This is a genomic window from Methanogenium organophilum, assembly GCF_026684035.1.
Classification (GTDB): domain Archaea; phylum Halobacteriota; class Methanomicrobia; order Methanomicrobiales; family Methanomicrobiaceae; genus Methanogenium; species Methanogenium organophilum.
Genome location: NZ_CP113361.1, coordinates 233,004 through 250,768 on the forward strand (window position 1 = coordinate 233,004; position 17,765 = coordinate 250,768).

Genomic DNA, 17,765 nt, shown 5'->3' on the forward strand with positions numbered 1-17,765 from the left:
TATATTATCGTACCTTTACTATTGGTAAATATACATGAGGAGAAGACAGAAATGACATCATATTCACCTATAGAAGTTACCGTAAAAGAGGCCGCACATGAGGATGCAGGACGTGGCATTGCCCGTATCAGTACAGACATAATGAACACCCTCGGGTTGCGAAGCGGTGATGTGATTGAAATTTGCGGACGCGAGAAGGCAGCAGCCATCATATGGCCGGGATATCCTGAAGACCGGGGAAGGGCGATTATCCGCGTCGATGGCAATATCCGGACCAACGCCCGGATAGGCATTGATGAGAAGGTTACCATCCGGAAGGCCGAGGTGAACGAGGCAAAGAAGGTGGTCATTCAGCCGACACATCCGGTTCGTCTCAGCGGATTCGAACAGTCGTTTGCCCGGATGATTGCAGGGCGCCCGGTTGTTGAAGGGCAGCAGTTCCGTGTCGCTCTTCTGGGCACAACGCTCACCTTTGTCATCACAAAACTCTCCCCGAAGGGCGTGGGCATTGTCACCCAGAACACAGAAGTAGAACTTAAAGAAGAGCCATACAGCCCAAAGGAAGGAAAAAAGGCACAGGATTTGCCTGATATCCACTACGAGGACATCGGTGGTCTCGGGCGGGAGCTCGATCAGGTCCGTGAGATGATTGAGCTTCCGCTTCGTCACCCTGAGATCTTTGACCGTCTGGGAATTGAGCCGCCCAAGGGAGTGCTCCTGTACGGCCCGCCGGGCACCGGTAAGACACTGATTGCAAAGGCGGTTGCAAACGAGGTGGATGCACACTTCATCACCCTCTCAGGCCCGGAGATCATGAGCAAGTACTACGGGGAGTCCGAGGGAAAACTCCGGGAGGTCTTTGAGGAGGCACAGGAGAATGCACCGACCATCATCTTCATCGATGAAATCGATTCCATTGCCCCAAAGCGCGCAGAGACAAAGGGTGAGGTAGAACAGCGGATCGTTGCCCAGCTCCTCGCACTCATGGACGGGCTGAAGGGACGCGGCGAGGTCATTGTGATTGCCGCGACAAACCTGCCGGACAATATTGACCCTGCACTCAGGCGCGGAGGCCGGTTTGACCGCGAGATTGAGATCGGAATCCCCGATAGAAAGGGACGTCTGGAGATCTTTCAGGTTCACAGCCGGGGTGTTCCCCTTGACCTGGAGTCAGTCTCCCTGACGACGGATGAGGAACATGTCACAGAAGGTGAAGGTGTAACGGATGAGGAACGCCGAAGGAAGAAGTTCCTTGAGCCCTATGCGGCAGCCACCCACGGATTTGTCGGTGCAGACATCGCACTGCTTGTGAAGGAGGCCGCCATGCATGCACTGCGCAAGACAATGGAAGGCATCCAGATGGATAAGGAAATCCCGCTTGAGATCCTCGAAACACTGCGGGTAACTGAAGACGACTTTAAGGCAGCCCTCACCAATGTCGAACCGTCTGCCATGCGTGAAGTCATGGTAGAAATTCCGGAGGTCACATGGGATGATGTGGGCGGCCTTGAGGATATCAAGACCGAACTGACTGAAGCGGTAGAATGGCCACTGAAGTACCCGGAGATATTTGAACGCCTCGACACACGACCGCCATCCGGCATCCTCCTCTTCGGTCCGCCGGGCACTGGCAAGACACTGCTCGCCAAGGCAGTCGCAAATGAGAGTGAATGCAACTTCATCTCCATAAAAGGCCCAGAGCTCCTCTCAAAGTGGGTCGGTGAATCAGAAAAGGGAATACGTGACATCTTCCGGAAGGCACGCCAGGCAGCGCCATCAATCATCTTCTTCGATGAGATTGATTCCCTGCTCCCAAAGCGCGGCAGCTACGAAGGTTCGTCCCATGTTACCGAGGGTGTGGTCAGCCAGATCCTGACCGAACTTGACGGACTCGAAGAGCTCAACAACGTCACCATCCTCGGCGCGACAAACCGACCGGATATGCTTGACGACGCGATGATGCGCCCCGGAAGGTTTGACCGTGTCGTCTATGTCCCCCCGCCCGACAGGGAATCACGCAGGAAGATCTTTGCCGTGTACCTCAACGATGATGAATCAGTCCTTGCAGGGGATGTTGACATCGGGGCATTGGTCGATGCAACAGAAGGGTATGTCGGTGCAGATATCGAAGCGCTGATCAGGGAGGCAAAACTCGGTGCAATGCGGGAGTTCATTACTGCCATGGCAGGAAAGGCCGACCATGAACGCAGCGATGCTCTCGCGAATGTCCGGGTGACAAAGAAGCATTTCGATACGGCGATGAAGAAAGTCAAGGCAACCCTTGACAGGGAAGCTATCGAAAAGAACGAACGGCTTGCATGGGGCTTCCTCTACAATGAGGAGGAACGCTCTCTCCTTGAGAAGGCAGGATCTGTCCTCACCCGGGCAGGGTTCGGCCATCAGGACAATAAAGCTGTGCAGAATGCCCGAAAAGCGCTCAGAGAATCAACATTTGGGAAGAAGAAAAAGGATTTCCCGGCAATAAAGGAACAAACAGAGGGCCTTGAGGCCCTTCTGGAATCCTGAAGATACCAAAACACGTAGTAACATGACAAAAAAACAGGACAGGCAAACCATTCCATTCATTGAACTCATGTACTGCCTCTTCGAAGATGCGGTGAACAGGGGTGAGATACCTCCCGGAGAATATTCTGTCATTATCTCCAAAGATATCCCCCCGACAGATGAGGAAGACGGGTGCCTATCACGTGAGGAGATCCCCGACATCTGTGAACCGGTTTCGGAATGCCATGAACACGATGGCATTGTGACAATCACTGCAGATCTCTATGGCGCATCCCCGGAAGAAATCCGGTACACTCTTCACCATGGAGTGCTCTACCTCGCCGCACATGCGGAAAGCGTCATCTACCGCGCGGCATACCCGGTAGAAGAGGGAGCCGCAGAAACACTCACCAGAACATTCAAAAACGGCGTAATCGAGTTTACTTACAAAAAAGAAGAACGTAGATCAGGAAACGTAGTGCCCGATACAAAAAACACCAATACGGACTGACCTCTGAAAAGAAGGGAATGGATAATTACCACTGCGTATATATCACGATGCATGAAGACCCTGCGGCACTATCTCGATGAAACAGCATGTGAAGAACCGCTCAAAGACCTCATTGAGCTCATCGCATACCAGTCCATTCCTATCCGGGATGCATTCATTGACAACCAGACATATGCCGATACAGAGAATGTCTATGGAGAAGAGCAGGCAGCCCTTGACAAATGGGCAGACCAGCATATCATCTCTGTTCTTGGGGAATCCGGATTTGTAAAAGCAATCGCTTCAGAAGAACAGGCAGACATTGTCCGGTTTCCCGATGCATATGGCGATTACTCAGTGGTGATGGACCCGCTTGACGGATCATCCCTGATTCAGGTCAATCTCGCAGTTGGCACCATAATCGGCATATACCGCGGCGGGGACCCCCTGCAGAAGGGAGAGGATCTTGCCGTTGCTATGTATATGCTCTACGGGCCAATGACAGTGCTGGCACTCACGGTCGGAGATGGCGTATTCACCTTTGCCATGAATTCCGAAGGGATTTTTGTACTCCTGAAAGAGGACATTCAGATGCCTGAGGGAAAGCTCTTCGGAAGCGGCGGCCTCCGGAATGAATGGCTTCCGGGACATCAGGATTTCATCAGCCTCTGCGAACAAAGCGGCGGGAAACTGAGATATTCCGGATCCTTTGTCGCTGATTTCCACCAGATACTGACATACGGCGGAGTATACTGCTACCCGGCAGTCGTAGGGAAACCCGAAGGAAAACTGAGACTGGTCTTTGAAGGGAACCCGATCGGCTTCATTGCAAAACAGGCAGGTGGGGCAATCAGCGATGGCACGCAGGACCTCCTTACGATTTTGCCGGAAAAACCGGATCACCGTACACCGATTTATGTCGGAAGCAGAAAAATCATTGAATCAGCAGAATCATGTATGAAACAATAAAACTGTTTCAAATCAATATCCAGTGACTATGTAGGGCGGATATGATCCTCACATACTTGGCAGATGGGAGATATCTCCCATTATGCCCATGGTTCAAAGAAAAGTTTAACTATTTTATAACACCACTTAAATGGAGATGGTAAACAGTATTGTCCTCCCGATCAAAAAAGTATTCGCTCTGGTAGATTCTCAGATTTCTGTGGAAATTAAAGACGATGAGCGGGTGCTTCAGGGGCGGCTTGTCGCAGTTGACGAGCACCTCAATATCCAGATGGATCAGACAAGCGAATTTACAAATGGCCAGAGAGGACGGACACTTGGAACTGTTGTAATCAGGGGAAGCAACATCCTGACAATCGCACCAATTCTCTGAAAAGGCTAATACTATGAAAGACCTTGCCGAAAGAGCACTCAGGGAAATACAATCGCATCCAGAGGGGGTTCTTCAGAGTGAACTCTGGAAACTGCTTGACATTGACAGCAGAAAATGCTCACGTGTCGTAAAAGGACTCCTTGACGACGATAAAGTTGAACGAATTGAGTATCGAAGGGAGGGACAAAGAACCTACCTCCTGAAGGCAAAGAAACCTGCAGTAGACCCGGCGCTTCTGCTTGCCGGAGGAGAACTTCTCCCCTGTATCTGCTGTGAAGAAGAGTGCGAAGTGCTGACGTGCCCCCTGCTCCTCGACTGGATGTATCAACTTGCCATCGAAGAGTATGAGGAAAAATAGAAACGTTTTTCACCAACATTTTCCTTTTTTTCAGTGTGAAAGAGGAGAATGAACGAGCGACATCACAGGTGACTGCAACCCTTTTGCTTGTGGCAATCACCGTAATTATCGCGATAATTCTCCTGCAGTCTTTTTCCATCCCCGACTTTAACTGGGGATACTCAGAACCGCCGGTTATATTCAAAATCACCTCAATCAGCTCCTCATCACCGACATATGAAAGTCAGGTATTCCTGAGGAATATTGCAAAACAGGATTATCAAAATCAGGAACTCTCAGCAGATATCTATTGCAATGACAAACTGCTCCCCTGCACCATTGAAACCCTGAATACCCATGATTTCATCTCTACTGCCCATTATGGAGTGAAAAATCTTAAAGGGACGGGAGGGTCCAGTGAAACATGGAATTATAATCAATTGCTTCGAATCGACCTTTCAGATGGTTTCATTCACCCAGGGGATACCATAACAGTCGACATTATTGAAATCGCAACAGACACCGTAATATCACGGGATTCCATGGAAGCATAACCTTTCCTCAAAAAAGAGTTTCATATATATATAAATCAAAAATTTCCGGTAATGAAGGTAAACCTCAAACGGTATGGCTTATACCTTGTCAGATGGCAGTTATCCACGCCAATTCTCGCAGGGGTTGGCATAATACTTGCATCGATGGGCGCCCTTACGGCAGCAATTGTCGCAAACCTGATCGGTGGTCTCATCTTCTTCTGGGTTGACCGCTTCATCTTTACCTCAGAAACGCTGGATGCACAGTGGGAAGTAAAAGAGAATATATGCTGTGTGGACTGCGGAAAAATAACACGTGGATACCGGCTGGTTAAAACGCAGACCTACGACCGGTCAGATGATCCTGAACCTGAATTCCGGTGTGAGGACTGTTCCATTAAAAAATCAGAGGTACTGAAACAGCAGGGACATAACCACTAACAATATACAAATAACAATCGCAGAAACCTCCAAGAATATTATAGAGTGGCGACACAAACCTTATACAATGGTTATCGACCGCAGTCAGGTCTGTATCTTTATTCCGACCCTTAACGAGGAACCGACAATCGGAGAACTCATTTCCCGGTTCAGGGAACAGGGATATTCAGATATTTTTGTCATGGATGGCAACAGTACTGACAGGACTGCAGAGATTGCAGAAAAAGCCGGTGCTGAGGTAGTGCTGCAGCAGTCACGCGGCAAGGGTAACGCCATCATCGAGAGCATAGGATACTTCCGGAGGCCCTATATCCTGATGCTGGACGGGGATATGACCTATCTTCCTGAGGATGCGGAACAGATGATCGAACCCCTCTTTTCAGGATGTGATCATGTCATCGGAAACCGGCTGGAGTTTCCGGAAAAAGGTGCACTGTCACGCCTCAATCTCTTCGGGAATAAGGTAATCAATGATCTCTTCCGGATGGCCCATGGGCGCTACCTGGCAGATATTCTCTCAGGATATCGGGCATTCACCCTTGAAAGTATCCGCCAGATGAACCTCCGGGAAGAGGGATTTGGCATTGAGACCGAAATATCGTCCGAGTCAATCCGCAACCAGCAGAAAATAACGGTAGTCCCGGTTCATTATGTTAAACGGCCGGGCACAGCGACAAAACTCCGGCCGTTCCATGACGGGGCAAAGATCATCTCCACCCTATACCGCCTTGCAAAACGCAGCAACCCGATGTTTTATTTCGGGATGATCGGCGGCGTCATCACCATTCTGGGTGCTCTCACAGGCATCTATGTAGTCTTTGAATGGCTCAACGACATTGAACACCTGCCGTTAACCATCCTTACCGCCCTTCTCATAATGGGAGGAATTCAGGTCTTTATGTTCGGCATCCTGAGTGACATCATGCTTGCAAACCAGCAGGAGCTCAGGAGGGAGATCCAGAGCCTCAAAAATCAGAGGCCGCCGCAATAGACAGTATTCGGGCGGCATGCTCAGCTGCAGCAGTCAGTATATATCCTTTCACAAGGGTATCCGCACGCGCAAAGGTTCCGTGACCCCGTGCGACAACAAGGGGTGCGGAGACAAGAGCGGCCCCGATATTTTCTGCAAGAAGATCCGTACCCGGCTCCCCATCTACAACAGGAATGGTAGGTAAGAGCATCTTTCCTTCACTGTCTGCGGGAATGATAGTATCACGGGAGAGGGAAAGCGCAACAGAATACGGGGGGTGTGCATGTACAATGGCTGCTGCATCCGTTCGCCTGTACACCTGCAGGTGGACACGATATTCACTGGATGCGCCTGTACCTGCAATTCCCTCATCCGAGACAAATACCGACCGGGCAGGTACATCCAGAAACGAACCTGTCGGCGTAATTTCAAACCCACCCTCCACGCGCCGGGAGAGATTGCCAAATACCGACGACACCAGTCCTTCCTGATGAAGTCGCGTCCCAATATTCAGAAATTCGATATCATGCATTCATTACACCTCTTTTTGATACAGTATTTTTTTGCATACTCAACAAACCAGGCATGGCACTGCCGGTGTGCCCGGTAGTCCTCAGGCAACATACGCTGGAAAAGCGCCTGCAGGTCTTCACCCCTCAGAGATATTCCTGCACAGGCACAGATACGGTGTGTATAAGCGTCAATAACAAAGACAGGCCGATTAAACCCGTAGCAAAGAATACTGTCCGCAGTTTCCGGCCCAATGCCTTTTATTGCAAGAAAAAAGGCGCGCAGACGCGGTGTGGAGTATTCCCGTAATTGTTCTATTCCACCGTTGGATAATACCGTACGTGCAAGACATTTCAGCCGATCGCGCTTTATCCGGTAGAACCCGGTACAAAAAATCGCGTGCTCAAGAGCACAGTCAGAAGCCTCATCTATTCCCCTGAGAGAACAGACACCAGCTTCACGGAGACGCCTCAGTGCGATCTCAACATTTTCCCAGCGTGTCTGCTGAGTCAGTATAGCGCCGATCATCACTTCTTCAGGATCGCCCGGCCACCACTCAATGGTACCATATGACCTCTTTAAATGGGTTATAATCTGTTCAGCCTTCTGTTCCTCCGGAGTCATGCCGGTCTATTCTGTCAGGGGTTCGAGCATGCGTTTAAGCGTATCGGCCGGAGTAACTCCTTCCAGACGCTCCTTAATCTCCCCGTCCTTCTCAATCACCAGCGTCGGCACAACCATAATACCATACTTCTGTGCAAGTTCGAGATTGTCGTCCACATCGATTTTTTTTATTTCGACTGCATCTCCCATCATCTCTTTGAGTTTTTCAAGTTCGGGAGTCTGAAGCTTACAGGGTCCGCACCATACTGCGAAAAAGTCCATCAATACTGGTTTTGCCATAATAGATCCTCATGCAAATGTGAGAAAAAGAGAGATATAAGTATTGTGATGGGTGACGGCAGGTTCAGCGGTCACCCGGTTTTTTGGAAAGGATTGCCATAATGATCTTTCCATAGGCAGGACGGGTGATGAGCACACCAATCAGCACACCGAGGATAGTGATAATGGCAAATCCGCGCAGATTTGCAAGGTCCATCACAGCAAGCGGCAGCATCGCGATGACCGTTGTACACGCAGCCACCATAATGATGCCCAACGCACGGTTAAACCGTTTCAGATAGAGATTCTCCGACGGAACCCGGCCTTCATAGATGACTTCATCGGTGATCACCACAAGCTGGTCAATACCCGTTCCCAGGACAGCAATCAGACCGGCAATACTTGCAAGGTCCAGCTGCTGAAGATAGGTCGCGATACCCAGCAGAATAATGATCTCTGCGATGTTCGTTCCAATCATCGGAAGCACAATCGCCGGTTCGCGGTACCAGTAGTATACCGTTGCAGCGACAGCCATGAGAGCCAGAAGACCCGCAATTACTGACATTACCTTGAAATGTTCACCAAGACTTGCAGAGACAGTACCTGATCCGGCAATCTCCACATCAACCGGCAGTGCACCGGCGCGCAGGTGAATTTCAAGCGTTTTTGCGTCTTCCAGACCTTCTTCGCCAGACCCGGTCGTTGCACGAAGTTCACGTACAGGAGCCGTCTTCAGCTCTGTTGCCAGTGTGGGGTTCAGGCTCGCGCTGTAGACCATCTCATCATCGAGGAGCATCATGATCTCATGGGCTTCCGGATTGGTCGTGGCACCATAGGTAATGGCAGCGTCCCGGAAGGCAGCGGCACCACCTTCAGTGAGGGTAAAACCGACTCCCCAGACGTCGCTGCCGGGCGGATCCTGTGTCGGTGTTGACACACTCTTGATGGCATCCCCATAGAGCACATGCTCAGTCTCATTCCCGGTTGTCTCAATCCGAATTTCAAACTTACCCTGCGAACCAACGATCTCCTGTGCCGTTGCGATGTCAACGCCGGCAAGTTCAAGCCTGATGTACTGGGTCACACCATTCAGACCGGTGATAGTATTGATACGGGCATCCTTTGTCCCGAGATTATTGACCTTATTCTCTAAAATCAGCTTAATCTGGTCAGCCGTATCCGGTGAGACCCCATCTTCATAGGTGACGATTGTTGCTCCGTTCTCCTCAAAGACCGTTTCCAGTTCTTCGCGGCTAAACGGCGCCCGTATCTCCAGCCGGTCTTCTTCAAAGAGGAATACCTCAGCGTCCAGTGCTTCTCCAATGCGTGCCGCAAAGATCTCCGGATCTTCATCAGTATCAAACCGGACAACTTCGGACTGGAATGACAGCTGAATCCATGAACCACCTTCAAGATCCAGTCCCAGCTGAAGGTTTCCGGTCATCCCGTTGGATACACCCGGGGGAATGACATAGATACTCACAATCGAGAAAACCACCAAAAGGAGCATCAGAGCAACACGCCAGTCTTTCAGTGTCTTAATTAATCCACCGGAATTATCATCACTCATCGTTTGTCACCCCCTACATACGCTGTTAATATCCCTGCATTCAGCATCCAGGTATTCATCAGGTCAACAAAGAGTCCTATCAACAGGACTGCGGAAATATCCCGAATAACGTCAATCTGTCCGATCCATGAGACAACAAACATGAGCGCAACTGCACTGATAGTGGTTGAGGTCATGGTAAACCCGGTACGAAATGCACCCTGCATCTTCTCGGAAAACTTGCCTTTCCGTTTCAGAACACGGGTCGTCAGCAGAATGTCACTGTCCACCGAATAACCGATCAGCATCAGGAGGGCGGCAGTTGTCCCCAGTGTAAGGGTAATGCCAACGATATCCATAAGTGCCGCTGTGATGACAATATCAGATAGTGCTGAGATTACCACTGCAACGGACGGAACAAAGTTTTTAAAGACAATGAAGACGACAATGGCCATTCCGATGAATGAGAAGAGGAGTGCCCAGAGCGCCTGTGCCTGCAGCGTTTTCCCAAATGTCTCTCCAATCTGATCGACCTTCGCATCAGGATACCGATCATTGATCAGCTCAGACAACGTGAGGAAATCCTCATCCGGCATATATTCAAAGACCACATAATAACCGCCATTTACCCCCTCTCCGACACTCTTCAGAGGATAGCCGGAGAAATATGCCTCAAGATCTGCAGGAGTGTCTGCTGACTGTGGTATCGTAACAGCAACACCACCCGCAAAGTCAATTCCCGGGTCAACAGGCATACCTGTCGTAAGGGTATTGAACCCCAGGAAAAGAAATGAGATTACCAGTAACGCAACCGGAAGGGCAACAAGTTGCCTGACCGTGTATTTACTGATATCATAGGTGAAAAATTTCATACATTAGAATATTTGAAATAAAGAGATTAAATATAATGCCTAATACACGGAAGGCATGCCGGATTCCTCACCTATTACAGGCAATATGAAAAGTATGACGCGGATTTGCGCCAGAATATTTTGTTTACGTTCGAGACAGACATTTATCATGATTAATCAATATCGATTCGATAAAATTAAATACAATTCGTTCAAATGAGCGTGTATGCGATCTGCGTCTGATCTGAAGCATGAGATAGAGCGCCGTTTAAAGGGGTATCTAAAACGGGACACATCGGGGATTCGGCATGAACTTCTGAGCATCTTTATAAAAACCAGATCTGTTACTATTCCAGAAGCATTTGAACAACTGAAAACAAAGTTTACCATTACTCTTCAGTCCGTTGCATCGATGATTGGGACGGTAGCATCACGAATCGGGATTCTCAGCGTGCAGAAGAAAAATGACAATTCCACCAGTGTCTATACACTCAGGGACAAGTATACCGACATGGTCAGCACTCTCGTACAAGCAGTATAAGCCGATGTCCCAACAAAACCTATTTTTACCCAGATAATCAACCACTTAGAGATATGGAACGCTGCGAGGGCAATTGTGCTGCAGGGCATGATATCATTGTCTCTGATGACGTCAAATCCTATATTATTCAGAAAAATATTGATTTTAGGGTATGTACTTCCTGTGGAGGACCAGTACTTCTGTCCACTACGGTGAAATCCCCTAAACCATCGGATTATGAAATATATGTTGGCGATAATATTATTTACGTCTCCATGTACCAGGCACGGTACCTTGACCGGATAGAGATGGACATGGTTCCTGCATACTGTAATTATCTCTAAAATTCAAAGGAAGCGTAGATGCCATTTTCTGAACAAGAACACACGGCTGACGTTCTGATGCATGTTTGCGGTGCAACTGAGAAGGCACTCTTTGAAGAATCAGCACGGGCGTTGTTTTCAATTATGTTTCCATCCTCTGGCGAAGGAAATGTCAGTATCCGTTTTTCTCTCACTGAAAATGACAAAAACCATATGCTTCATGAATTTCTCTCAGAAATCCTTTTTTATGCGGAGGTCGAATGTGTGGCACTCTGCCGGGCAGAAGTTATCTTTACTTCGTCCGGTCTTACAGCAGAACTCTTCGGGGAACCCTTCAACAGGGAAAAACACGCAGGGGGGACCGAAGTGAAAGGGGTATCGCTCTCCGGAATGGAGATTACAAGGACTGACGAAGGATGGTGTACGTTGGTTCTCTTTGACGTATAGTGGAGTATAGCAGACAATGATGGAAAAAATAATTCAGAGGGGAGAATATGAATGGGAGGTTCCCATCGACACCGTTCCGGGCATGCGGGTGCCGGGCCGGTTTTATCTCTCTCAACAACTGATGGGGACGCTGGAAGAAGGTGCGGTGCGTCAGCTTGCAAATATCGCAACCCTTCCCGGCATCTGCAGGAACTCGCTCGCCATGCCGGATATTCATTGGGGATACGGCTTTCCCATCGGCGGCGTCGGGGCCTTCACCATGGATGAAGGCATAATCTCGCCCGGCGGCGTCGGATTTGACATCAACTGCGGTGTCCGCCTGATAACAACCCCACTTCAGCGCAGTGACCTCGGTCAGTTGAAAAAGGTACTGCAGGAACTCTATAACACTATCCCAACTGGTGTCGGAACGAAAAGCTGTGTGACAGTGTCAGACCATGAACTCAACCGGATAATGACAGAAGGCGCCAGATGGACAATAGAGGAAGGTTATGGTACAGAACGCGACCTCCTCTGGTGTGAGGAACAGGGGTGTATTGAAGGAGCCGACATATCCCACGTCAGCCAGAAGGCACGCAAACGCGGCAGACCACAGTGCGGGACCCTCGGTTCCGGAAATCACTTCCTTGAAGTCCAGTGTGTGGAAGAGATCTTTGATCCAGAGGCTGCGCGGACATTCGGTATTGAGACAGGGCAGATATGTATCATGATTCACTGTGGATCACGGGGGCTTGGCCACCAGATCTGCACAGACCACCTGAAGGTTCTGGAGGGTGCGGCAAAGAAATACCGCATTCCTCTCGCAGACAAACAGCTCGCCTGTGCACCCCTCACAAGCCCTGAAGGAGAGGCATATCTTTCCGCAATGGCATGCGCCGCAAACTATGCATGGGCCAACCGGCAGATGATTACCCACCTGACTCGGGAGGTTCTCTCACGCGCATTTTCTCTCTCAACGGAGGATATGCCACTTGTCTACGATGTGACCCACAATGTGGCAAAGATTGAGGAGCACGTGGTGGACGGGACACGCACAACACTCTGCGTACACCGGAAGGGCGCCACACGCGCATTTGGTCCGGGGAGCCATGATCTGCCGCCGGGCTGTGATGCAATCGGCCAGCCGGTGATTATTCCCGGAAGCATGGGCAGTTCGTCATATCTCCTGAGAGGGACAGACGGAGCAATGGAGAAGACATTCGGCAGCACCTGCCATGGTGCAGGCCGTGTCCTTTCCCGATCACAGGCAAAGAAGACAATATCAGGTGACAGTCTCCAGGAATCGCTTGGCAGAAGCGGCATTACCGTTCTTGCCCCATCGGCAGGCTCTATCGCAGAGGAGGCACCGGATGCCTACAAACCATCAGCTGAAGTGGTAAAAGTTGTCCATGAAGCGGGTATATCAGCAAAAGTTGCCCGCCTCAACCCCATAGGAGTAATCAAAGGATGAAACAAAAAGCAGGGCTGGCATGGGAATGTTCCGTGCCGTTTGTCAGGTACATCGAAGACACCGGGATCACCTGTGAGCTGATAACGCCACAGATGATGGGGGCACCGTATTATCGTGGAAATATGGTATCCCTTATTATCCCGACAGGATTCGGAAACCCCGCATATTCAGGTCTCCTCCCGGCACTCAGGGCATCATCCGGGAGAATTAATAAATTTCTGAAAAAAGGAGGACGGGTCATTGTCTTCGGCGCGATGTCAACAGAACATGATCGTTATGACTGGCTTCCGGTCCCGGTCACCTATGTGAGTGAATACTTCGCGAGTCCCGTAACAGTTGACGAACAAAACCCCCTTGCAACCATCCTTGAAGATTTTGATACCAGTGAAATCGATTGTGACGGCTACATACAGGATCCGGAAGGTGAGGTGCTGGCACAAACAGATGACGGGAAGGCAATCATGGTCGCCTATCCGGTGGGAAAGGGGACACTCATTGTAACAACCATCCATGAATATCCATCACGCGGGTTTTTGCGCCATATTTGCACCTGTGAAAGCGAAACATTATTTTAACATTCAGCCATTCTATCTTTTTAGTACGGAACTTTCAGGTGTTTTCTATGAGTGAATATATCATCTCCGCAGATTCAGACGCAGGTGACCTTGTCGGGATTGCTCTCACAATCCATGACATTATAAACCGCCTCCCGGTAACAGCACGGTCCCTGAACAATCCCGGAGTAAGGATTGAGAACGGGATGGTGATTGATGATGCATATACCGGACCGGTTCTTGAAATTGCAATGAGGAAAAACCATCTGATCAAAACCGTTCCAAAAAGCGGACCATATGCAAATGTGCCGGTTGTTGTTGCCCCGGTACATGACAAAGACGGAGAGGTTATCGCCGCCATCGGGCTGGTGGATATCACCGGCATCTTTGACCTTGCGACTCTTATGGAACACCAGTCGACTATCTTAAAACAGGTCTGCGGCAAAGACCCATGTCCCCTTCCCACTGAAGCCGTGGCCGCAAAGAAGTGATATACATGAACACGACCGCAGACCAAATACTCAGTATTCTGGAAGAGGCAGGAGAACCTGTCTCCGGTGAAGAGATCAGTAAAAAGACAGGCGTAACTAGGTCAGCAATCTGGAAAAACATTAAAGAGCTCCGGGAACTGGGATATCAGATCGAAGCATCCCGACCTGCAGGCTACCAGTTAATTAGTCGTACGGACAGGCTTCTTCCATATGAAGTTAAACGACACCTGAAGACAGACGTCATTGGACAGAAGCTTGAATATTTTGATTCCATTCCGTCCACTATCGCTGTTGCAAAGGAATTGTGCGCGAAGAAACCGATAGCAGAACTGAACGGAACGGTGGTCATCGCCGAAGAGCAGTCGGGTGGCGTCGGGCGTCTCGGACGACCATGGGCATCCCCAAAGGGGGGCATCTGGACAACGGTCATCCTGAAACCGGAGATTCCTATTGACCATGTATTTATGGTGACAATGGCAAGTTCCATCGCCCTTGTCCGGACCATTCGGAAACTCTACGGGATAGGGGCCCTCATCAAATGGCCCAATGACATCTATATTGGCGACCGAAAGGTCGCGGGTATCCTGCTCGAAATATCAGCAGAAGCAGAAGACGTAAAGCACTGCATTCTGGGAATAGGCATTGATGCAAACGTTCCGCCCCAGGCCCTTCCCGCCAACCTGAATACCCCTGTAACTTCACTCCAGGCAGAATATGGCGAACCCATTGACCGGCCGAAATTCCTCGCATACCTGCTGCGTGAATTTGAACGACGTTTCCGCCTGATTGAAGCAGGAGAATACGATTCGATTGTGCGTGAATGGAAAAGTCTCTCCCTGACACTGGATAAACGCGTAAAGATTAAAACTCCCCGGAAATCCTTTGAGGGAGTGGCTATTGACATTGATGAATATGGCGCCCTGATTGTGCGGCGCGATAACGGCAGGGTCGAGCGAATATTCTCCGGGGACTGTACCCCGGCCTGAATCCTTTTCTTGTCAACCACCCTACAATATTGGGTTGACATGTACGGTAACGAAAAGAGAAGCCACCTCATATCACTGACAGCCGCATTTGTGGCCCTGATTGCCGTGGGCGGATGGGTATCCCTGCCCATTCCCCCGGTACCGGTAACCCTGCAGACGTTTTTTGTTCTGCTCGCCGCAGTTGTGATGGGCCGGTATGCTGTTCTGCCGGTTTTTGTATACCTGCTTCTGGGCATTCTGAATATGCCGGTCTTCCATAACGGACTTGCGGGAATCGGTGTCCTCATGGGGGCAACAGGAGGATACCTGATTGGATTTCTCCCTGCAGTTCTTGTGGCGGGTTTTGCATATGAACAGGAGAACAGAATTATCCGTGCAGGTGGAATTACTGCTGCAACGCTCATTATATACCTCTTTGGCATCACTTGGATGTCATACTCCACCGGTATGGCATTGACACAGGCAGTGCTTCTCGGCGTGGTGCCATTCATTGCAGGCGATGCACTCAAAGGAATTGCTACGTATATTATCGGAGAACGTATCTGATGATTCAGGTGGAGAATCTGCACCACAGATTTCTGGAGATTGAGTACCTCCGTATCGGAGAGGGACACACTGCAATCATCGGCCCCAATGGGAGCGGGAAGACTACATTCCTGAAACTATGTGCAGGCATCGAACTTCCGGAGAGAGGAACTGTCACCATATCAGGCAAAGAACCACGTGCGGTCAATACCGGATGGGTGGGTGAGGTTCCGGACAACAATCTCGTATTTCGGACCGTCGCCGATGAAGTGGCATCGGCCCTCCGGTTTGGAAGAGTTCGTGCAGACGAGATCAAACCGGCTGCCTGTGCCGTGCTCTCAGAAATGGGGATTTCCCACCTCAGCTCCCGCGCAACCCATACCCTCTCCGGCGGGGAGAAGGTTCTCGTAGCATGTGCAGCAGCCCTTGCACTCCCTCCTGAGATACTCATCCTTGACGAGACTGATACTCACCTGGACCGAAAAGCAGCAGAAAACCTTGAAACTATGATTCAGCGTCGGCCCGCTCCCTGTGTACTTCAGTGCACGCAGGATATGGATACCGCATCCCGTGCTGACCGTGTGATATACTTTGAGCATGGCCACCCCCGATACATCGGCACCCCGGAAGAGACGTTCAGTCACCTGTATAATACAGAGATGTACCCATCATTATGGAGGATCGCAGGATGCATCTGACGGCAGAGCATCTCTCTGTCTCTCGTGGCAAATGGACACTCACAGCGAATGGTGTGTTTAATACAGGCGTACACTTAGTTACCGGGCCGGTAGGAAGCGGGAAGACAACACTCGCATCTGCCCTTGCAGGCATTCTTAAACCCGCATCCGGAAGAATAATTCGAGACGGCAGAACACATCTCACCCTTTCTATGCAGTTCCCGGAATACCACGTGACAGGATTCCTTGTTAAAGACGAAATCCATTCCTGGCATCTTCCGGAAAGCGAGATTCTCTTAAAGGCAGGACTTGCTGGCAGGCAAAATACAAAGACACTCACTCTGTCCCGGGGTGAACTCAAGCGTCTGCACCTGACCTGCCTCCTCAGCGGATCATGGGATGTGGTAATACTGGACGAACCCTTTGCGGGACTTGACTGCAGGGAGAAGACCCGAATCTGCACCACTATTGAAGAACGGAAACACCCCCTCACCATCATTTTCACCCATGAACAGGCAGTACTCCCGGCTGCGGATTTCATCTGGGAGATAGAAAATAATACACTGGTCTACCGGGGGAGAGTCCCTGATGCCATCCCGGCATGGAAAGGTGCACCACGGTATCTGAGCTATGCTCTCGAACAAGGGGCATGCCCTATGAATATCAGAATTCAGGATGCGGAGGTAGCCCTGTGCAGGATGCACGACTGAGAATCGGGGCAACCCTCCTCCTTTCATGTGCCGCCTTCAGTTCAGTCTTCGGCGCGGTGCTGGTGGCCGTCTGGTGGGCAGTCGTGGCCCGCGGCGAACGCAACCTCCCGGGGAGACAGGCAGCTACCGTGATCTTTGGTGCCATTATCATTGTCGCCGGGTTCACGGAAGCATTCGGAGGTGACGGCATATCATATGGATTCAGGATGAGTGTTGTCACCCTCATCGCATTCTGGGCATTCGGGCGCGGACGCGAGGGGGACCTGATGAACACTGCAGTCTGGGCATTCGGTGATCGCATCGGATTTGACCTCGGTCTGACCGCGGAGATGGCTGTCTCCTCTCTCAGACGCATCGAAAAAGACATCCGTGACATCAGAAATGCCCTGCGTCTGAAAGGCAGCAGGGGACCGGTCTATGATCTGATACCCCTTGGTTTCACCCTCACAATTATGCAGATCTACCGGGCACGGGAACAGGGACTTGTACTTGCAACACGGGGCTACCAGGGAGGGGGGACATTCACCCCCACGTTTCATACCACCAAAACAGACACAATCGCCTTTTTTGGTTCAATTCTCATAATTATCGCCGATTTCGCAGCTTTCGCTGGGTATTTATAGAGTCAGGGGCAACTTACTAAAGGCTCGACAATATCAATATCCTGCCCTT

At 50.3% G+C, this 17,765-nt stretch carries 24 protein-coding genes; 19 read left to right on the plus strand and 5 right to left on the minus strand.

Annotated features, from left to right (window positions below; translation table 11 throughout):
• Positions 1-51: 51 nt before the first annotated feature.
• From OU421_RS01220 to aglJ, 8 genes are all read left to right on the plus strand, one after another.
• A complete protein-coding gene (locus OU421_RS01220) occupies positions 52-2,526 on the plus strand; it encodes a CDC48 family AAA ATPase (protein WP_268186763.1) in 2,475 nt (824 codons plus the stop codon).
• A 22-nt stretch (positions 2,527-2,548) separates the two neighbouring features.
• Positions 2,549-3,016, plus strand: a complete 468-nt coding sequence (locus OU421_RS01225; protein ID WP_268186765.1) for a hypothetical protein — start codon at positions 2,549-2,551, stop codon at positions 3,014-3,016.
• Positions 3,017-3,067: 51 nt separating this feature from the next.
• On the plus strand, positions 3,068-3,964 hold the full coding sequence (locus OU421_RS01230; protein ID WP_268186766.1) for a class 1 fructose-bisphosphatase: 897 nt from the start codon (positions 3,068-3,070) through the stop codon (positions 3,962-3,964).
• A 136-nt stretch (positions 3,965-4,100) separates the two neighbouring features.
• On the plus strand, positions 4,101-4,337 hold the full coding sequence (locus OU421_RS01235) for an LSM domain-containing protein (protein ID WP_268186767.1): 237 nt from the start codon (positions 4,101-4,103) through the stop codon (positions 4,335-4,337).
• 13 nt (positions 4,338-4,350) lie between these two features.
• On the plus strand, positions 4,351-4,695 hold the full coding sequence (locus OU421_RS01240) for a helix-turn-helix transcriptional regulator (RefSeq protein ID WP_268186768.1): 345 nt from the start codon (positions 4,351-4,353) through the stop codon (positions 4,693-4,695).
• A gap of 35 nt (positions 4,696-4,730) precedes the next feature.
• The gene (locus OU421_RS01245) at positions 4,731-5,228 is read left to right on the plus strand and encodes an archaellin/type IV pilin N-terminal domain-containing protein (protein WP_268186769.1); all 498 of its coding nucleotides are present in this window, start codon (positions 4,731-4,733) and stop codon (positions 5,226-5,228) included.
• Between the two features lie 51 nt (positions 5,229-5,279).
• Positions 5,280-5,648 carry a hypothetical protein gene (locus OU421_RS01250; protein ID WP_268186770.1) on the plus strand — a complete coding sequence of 123 codons (369 nt, stop codon included), beginning with the start codon at positions 5,280-5,282 and terminating at the stop codon, positions 5,646-5,648.
• Between the two features lie 67 nt (positions 5,649-5,715).
• Positions 5,716-6,639, plus strand: coding sequence for an S-layer glycoprotein N-glycosyltransferase AglJ (gene aglJ / locus OU421_RS01255; RefSeq protein WP_268186771.1), 924 nt, complete (start codon positions 5,716-5,718; stop codon positions 6,637-6,639).
• On the opposite strand, the gene OU421_RS01260 is transcribed toward aglJ, so the two are convergent.
• From OU421_RS01260 to OU421_RS01280, 5 genes are all read right to left on the minus strand, one after another.
• Positions 6,614-7,150 (minus strand): class II aldolase/adducin family protein, encoded by a 537-nt coding sequence (locus OU421_RS01260; protein ID WP_268186772.1) that lies wholly within the window; start codon positions 7,148-7,150, stop codon positions 6,614-6,616. The two genes, aglJ and OU421_RS01260, sit on opposite strands and share 26 nt — an antisense overlap.
• Complete coding sequence (locus tag OU421_RS01265; protein WP_268186774.1) at positions 7,129-7,752, minus strand: endonuclease III domain-containing protein; 624 nt, start codon at positions 7,750-7,752, stop codon at positions 7,129-7,131. The genes OU421_RS01260 and OU421_RS01265 overlap by 22 nt, the downstream gene beginning before the upstream one ends.
• A 6-nt stretch (positions 7,753-7,758) precedes the next feature.
• A complete protein-coding gene (locus OU421_RS01270; RefSeq protein ID WP_268186775.1) occupies positions 7,759-8,031 on the minus strand; it encodes a thioredoxin family protein in 273 nt (90 codons plus the stop codon).
• A 64-nt stretch (positions 8,032-8,095) separates the two neighbouring features.
• Positions 8,096-9,580, minus strand: coding sequence for a preprotein translocase subunit SecD (locus OU421_RS01275; RefSeq protein WP_268186776.1), 1,485 nt, complete (start codon positions 9,578-9,580; stop codon positions 8,096-8,098).
• Entirely contained in the window at positions 9,577-10,431 is an 855-nt protein-coding gene (locus OU421_RS01280) for a protein translocase subunit SecF (protein WP_268186777.1), read from the minus strand. Before OU421_RS01280 ends, OU421_RS01275 begins: the two co-directional genes overlap by 4 nt.
• Positions 10,432-10,636: 205 nt before the next feature.
• Here OU421_RS01280 and OU421_RS01285 point away from each other — a divergent pair, with 205 nt between their 5' ends.
• The 11 genes from OU421_RS01285 to OU421_RS01335 are packed head-to-tail and all read left to right on the plus strand — an operon-like array spanning position 10,637 to position 17,716.
• Positions 10,637-10,951, plus strand: a complete 315-nt coding sequence (locus OU421_RS01285) for a DUF2551 domain-containing protein (RefSeq protein WP_268186779.1) — start codon at positions 10,637-10,639, stop codon at positions 10,949-10,951.
• A 53-nt stretch (positions 10,952-11,004) separates the two neighbouring features.
• Positions 11,005-11,274, plus strand: coding sequence for a hypothetical protein (locus OU421_RS01290; RefSeq protein WP_268186780.1), 270 nt, complete (start codon positions 11,005-11,007; stop codon positions 11,272-11,274).
• Between the two features lie 18 nt (positions 11,275-11,292).
• Positions 11,293-11,700 carry an archease gene (locus OU421_RS01295; RefSeq protein WP_268186781.1) on the plus strand — a complete coding sequence of 136 codons (408 nt, stop codon included), beginning with the start codon at positions 11,293-11,295 and terminating at the stop codon, positions 11,698-11,700.
• A 16-nt stretch (positions 11,701-11,716) separates the two neighbouring features.
• Positions 11,717-13,150, plus strand: coding sequence for an RtcB family protein (locus OU421_RS01300; protein WP_326493514.1), 1,434 nt, complete (start codon positions 11,717-11,719; stop codon positions 13,148-13,150).
• Positions 13,147-13,725, plus strand: coding sequence for a hypothetical protein (locus tag OU421_RS01305; RefSeq protein WP_268186782.1), 579 nt, complete (start codon positions 13,147-13,149; stop codon positions 13,723-13,725). The genes OU421_RS01300 and OU421_RS01305 overlap by 4 nt, the downstream gene beginning before the upstream one ends.
• A 47-nt stretch (positions 13,726-13,772) precedes the next feature.
• Positions 13,773-14,195: a DUF2111 domain-containing protein gene (locus OU421_RS01310; RefSeq protein ID WP_268186783.1), complete on the plus strand. Its 423-nt coding sequence runs from the start codon at positions 13,773-13,775 to the stop codon at positions 14,193-14,195.
• Positions 14,196-14,200: 5 nt separating this feature from the next.
• Positions 14,201-15,181 (plus strand): biotin--[acetyl-CoA-carboxylase] ligase, encoded by a 981-nt coding sequence (locus OU421_RS01315; protein WP_268186784.1) that lies wholly within the window; start codon positions 14,201-14,203, stop codon positions 15,179-15,181.
• 39 nt (positions 15,182-15,220) lie between these two features.
• Entirely contained in the window at positions 15,221-15,727 is a 507-nt protein-coding gene (locus OU421_RS01320; protein ID WP_268186786.1) for a biotin transporter BioY, read from the plus strand.
• Complete coding sequence (locus OU421_RS01325) at positions 15,727-16,404, plus strand: ATP-binding cassette domain-containing protein (RefSeq protein ID WP_268186787.1); 678 nt, start codon at positions 15,727-15,729, stop codon at positions 16,402-16,404. The genes OU421_RS01320 and OU421_RS01325 overlap by 1 nt, the downstream gene beginning before the upstream one ends.
• Entirely contained in the window at positions 16,395-17,093 is a 699-nt protein-coding gene (locus OU421_RS01330; RefSeq protein WP_268186788.1) for an energy-coupling factor ABC transporter ATP-binding protein, read from the plus strand. Before OU421_RS01325 ends, OU421_RS01330 begins: the two co-directional genes overlap by 10 nt.
• On the plus strand, positions 17,075-17,716 hold the full coding sequence (locus OU421_RS01335) for a hypothetical protein (RefSeq protein ID WP_268186789.1): 642 nt from the start codon (positions 17,075-17,077) through the stop codon (positions 17,714-17,716). The genes OU421_RS01330 and OU421_RS01335 overlap by 19 nt, the downstream gene beginning before the upstream one ends.
• Positions 17,717-17,765 lie beyond the last annotated feature (49 nt).

What these genes read in the sequence shown, in the direction of transcription:
- OU421_RS01240 (WP_268186768.1), top strand. Translation starts at nt 4,351, where the DNA reads ATGAAAGACCTTGCCGAAAGAGCACTCAGGGAAATACAATCGCATCCA.
- OU421_RS01280 (WP_268186777.1), bottom strand. Translation starts at nt 10,431, where the DNA reads ATGAAATTTTTCACCTATGATATCAGTAAATACACGGTCAGGCAACTT.
- OU421_RS01285 (WP_268186779.1), top strand. Translation starts at nt 10,637, where the DNA reads ATGCGATCTGCGTCTGATCTGAAGCATGAGATAGAGCGCCGTTTAAAG.
- OU421_RS01235 (WP_268186767.1), top strand. Translation starts at nt 4,101, where the DNA reads ATGGTAAACAGTATTGTCCTCCCGATCAAAAAAGTATTCGCTCTGGTA.
- OU421_RS01320 (WP_268186786.1), top strand. Translation starts at nt 15,221, where the DNA reads ATGTACGGTAACGAAAAGAGAAGCCACCTCATATCACTGACAGCCGCA.
- OU421_RS01265 (WP_268186774.1), bottom strand. Translation starts at nt 7,752, where the DNA reads ATGACTCCGGAGGAACAGAAGGCTGAACAGATTATAACCCATTTAAAG.
- OU421_RS01310 (WP_268186783.1), top strand. Translation starts at nt 13,773, where the DNA reads ATGAGTGAATATATCATCTCCGCAGATTCAGACGCAGGTGACCTTGTC.
- OU421_RS01250 (WP_268186770.1), top strand. Translation starts at nt 5,280, where the DNA reads ATGAAGGTAAACCTCAAACGGTATGGCTTATACCTTGTCAGATGGCAG.
- OU421_RS01230 (WP_268186766.1), top strand. Translation starts at nt 3,068, where the DNA reads ATGAAGACCCTGCGGCACTATCTCGATGAAACAGCATGTGAAGAACCG.
- OU421_RS01295 (WP_268186781.1), top strand. Translation starts at nt 11,293, where the DNA reads ATGCCATTTTCTGAACAAGAACACACGGCTGACGTTCTGATGCATGTT.
- OU421_RS01260 (WP_268186772.1), bottom strand. Translation starts at nt 7,150, where the DNA reads ATGCATGATATCGAATTTCTGAATATTGGGACGCGACTTCATCAGGAA.
- OU421_RS01325 (WP_268186787.1), top strand. Translation starts at nt 15,727, where the DNA reads ATGATTCAGGTGGAGAATCTGCACCACAGATTTCTGGAGATTGAGTAC.
- OU421_RS01300 (WP_326493514.1), top strand. Translation starts at nt 11,717, where the DNA reads ATGATGGAAAAAATAATTCAGAGGGGAGAATATGAATGGGAGGTTCCC.
- OU421_RS01315 (WP_268186784.1), top strand. Translation starts at nt 14,201, where the DNA reads ATGAACACGACCGCAGACCAAATACTCAGTATTCTGGAAGAGGCAGGA.
- OU421_RS01275 (WP_268186776.1), bottom strand. Translation starts at nt 9,580, where the DNA reads ATGAGTGATGATAATTCCGGTGGATTAATTAAGACACTGAAAGACTGG.
- OU421_RS01220 (WP_268186763.1), top strand. Translation starts at nt 52, where the DNA reads ATGACATCATATTCACCTATAGAAGTTACCGTAAAAGAGGCCGCACAT.
- OU421_RS01290 (WP_268186780.1), top strand. Translation starts at nt 11,005, where the DNA reads ATGGAACGCTGCGAGGGCAATTGTGCTGCAGGGCATGATATCATTGTC.
- OU421_RS01270 (WP_268186775.1), bottom strand. Translation starts at nt 8,031, where the DNA reads ATGGCAAAACCAGTATTGATGGACTTTTTCGCAGTATGGTGCGGACCC.
- aglJ (WP_268186771.1), top strand. Translation starts at nt 5,716, where the DNA reads ATGGTTATCGACCGCAGTCAGGTCTGTATCTTTATTCCGACCCTTAAC.
- OU421_RS01305 (WP_268186782.1), top strand. Translation starts at nt 13,147, where the DNA reads ATGAAACAAAAAGCAGGGCTGGCATGGGAATGTTCCGTGCCGTTTGTC.
- OU421_RS01330 (WP_268186788.1), top strand. Translation starts at nt 16,395, where the DNA reads ATGCATCTGACGGCAGAGCATCTCTCTGTCTCTCGTGGCAAATGGACA.
- OU421_RS01225 (WP_268186765.1), top strand. Translation starts at nt 2,549, where the DNA reads ATGACAAAAAAACAGGACAGGCAAACCATTCCATTCATTGAACTCATG.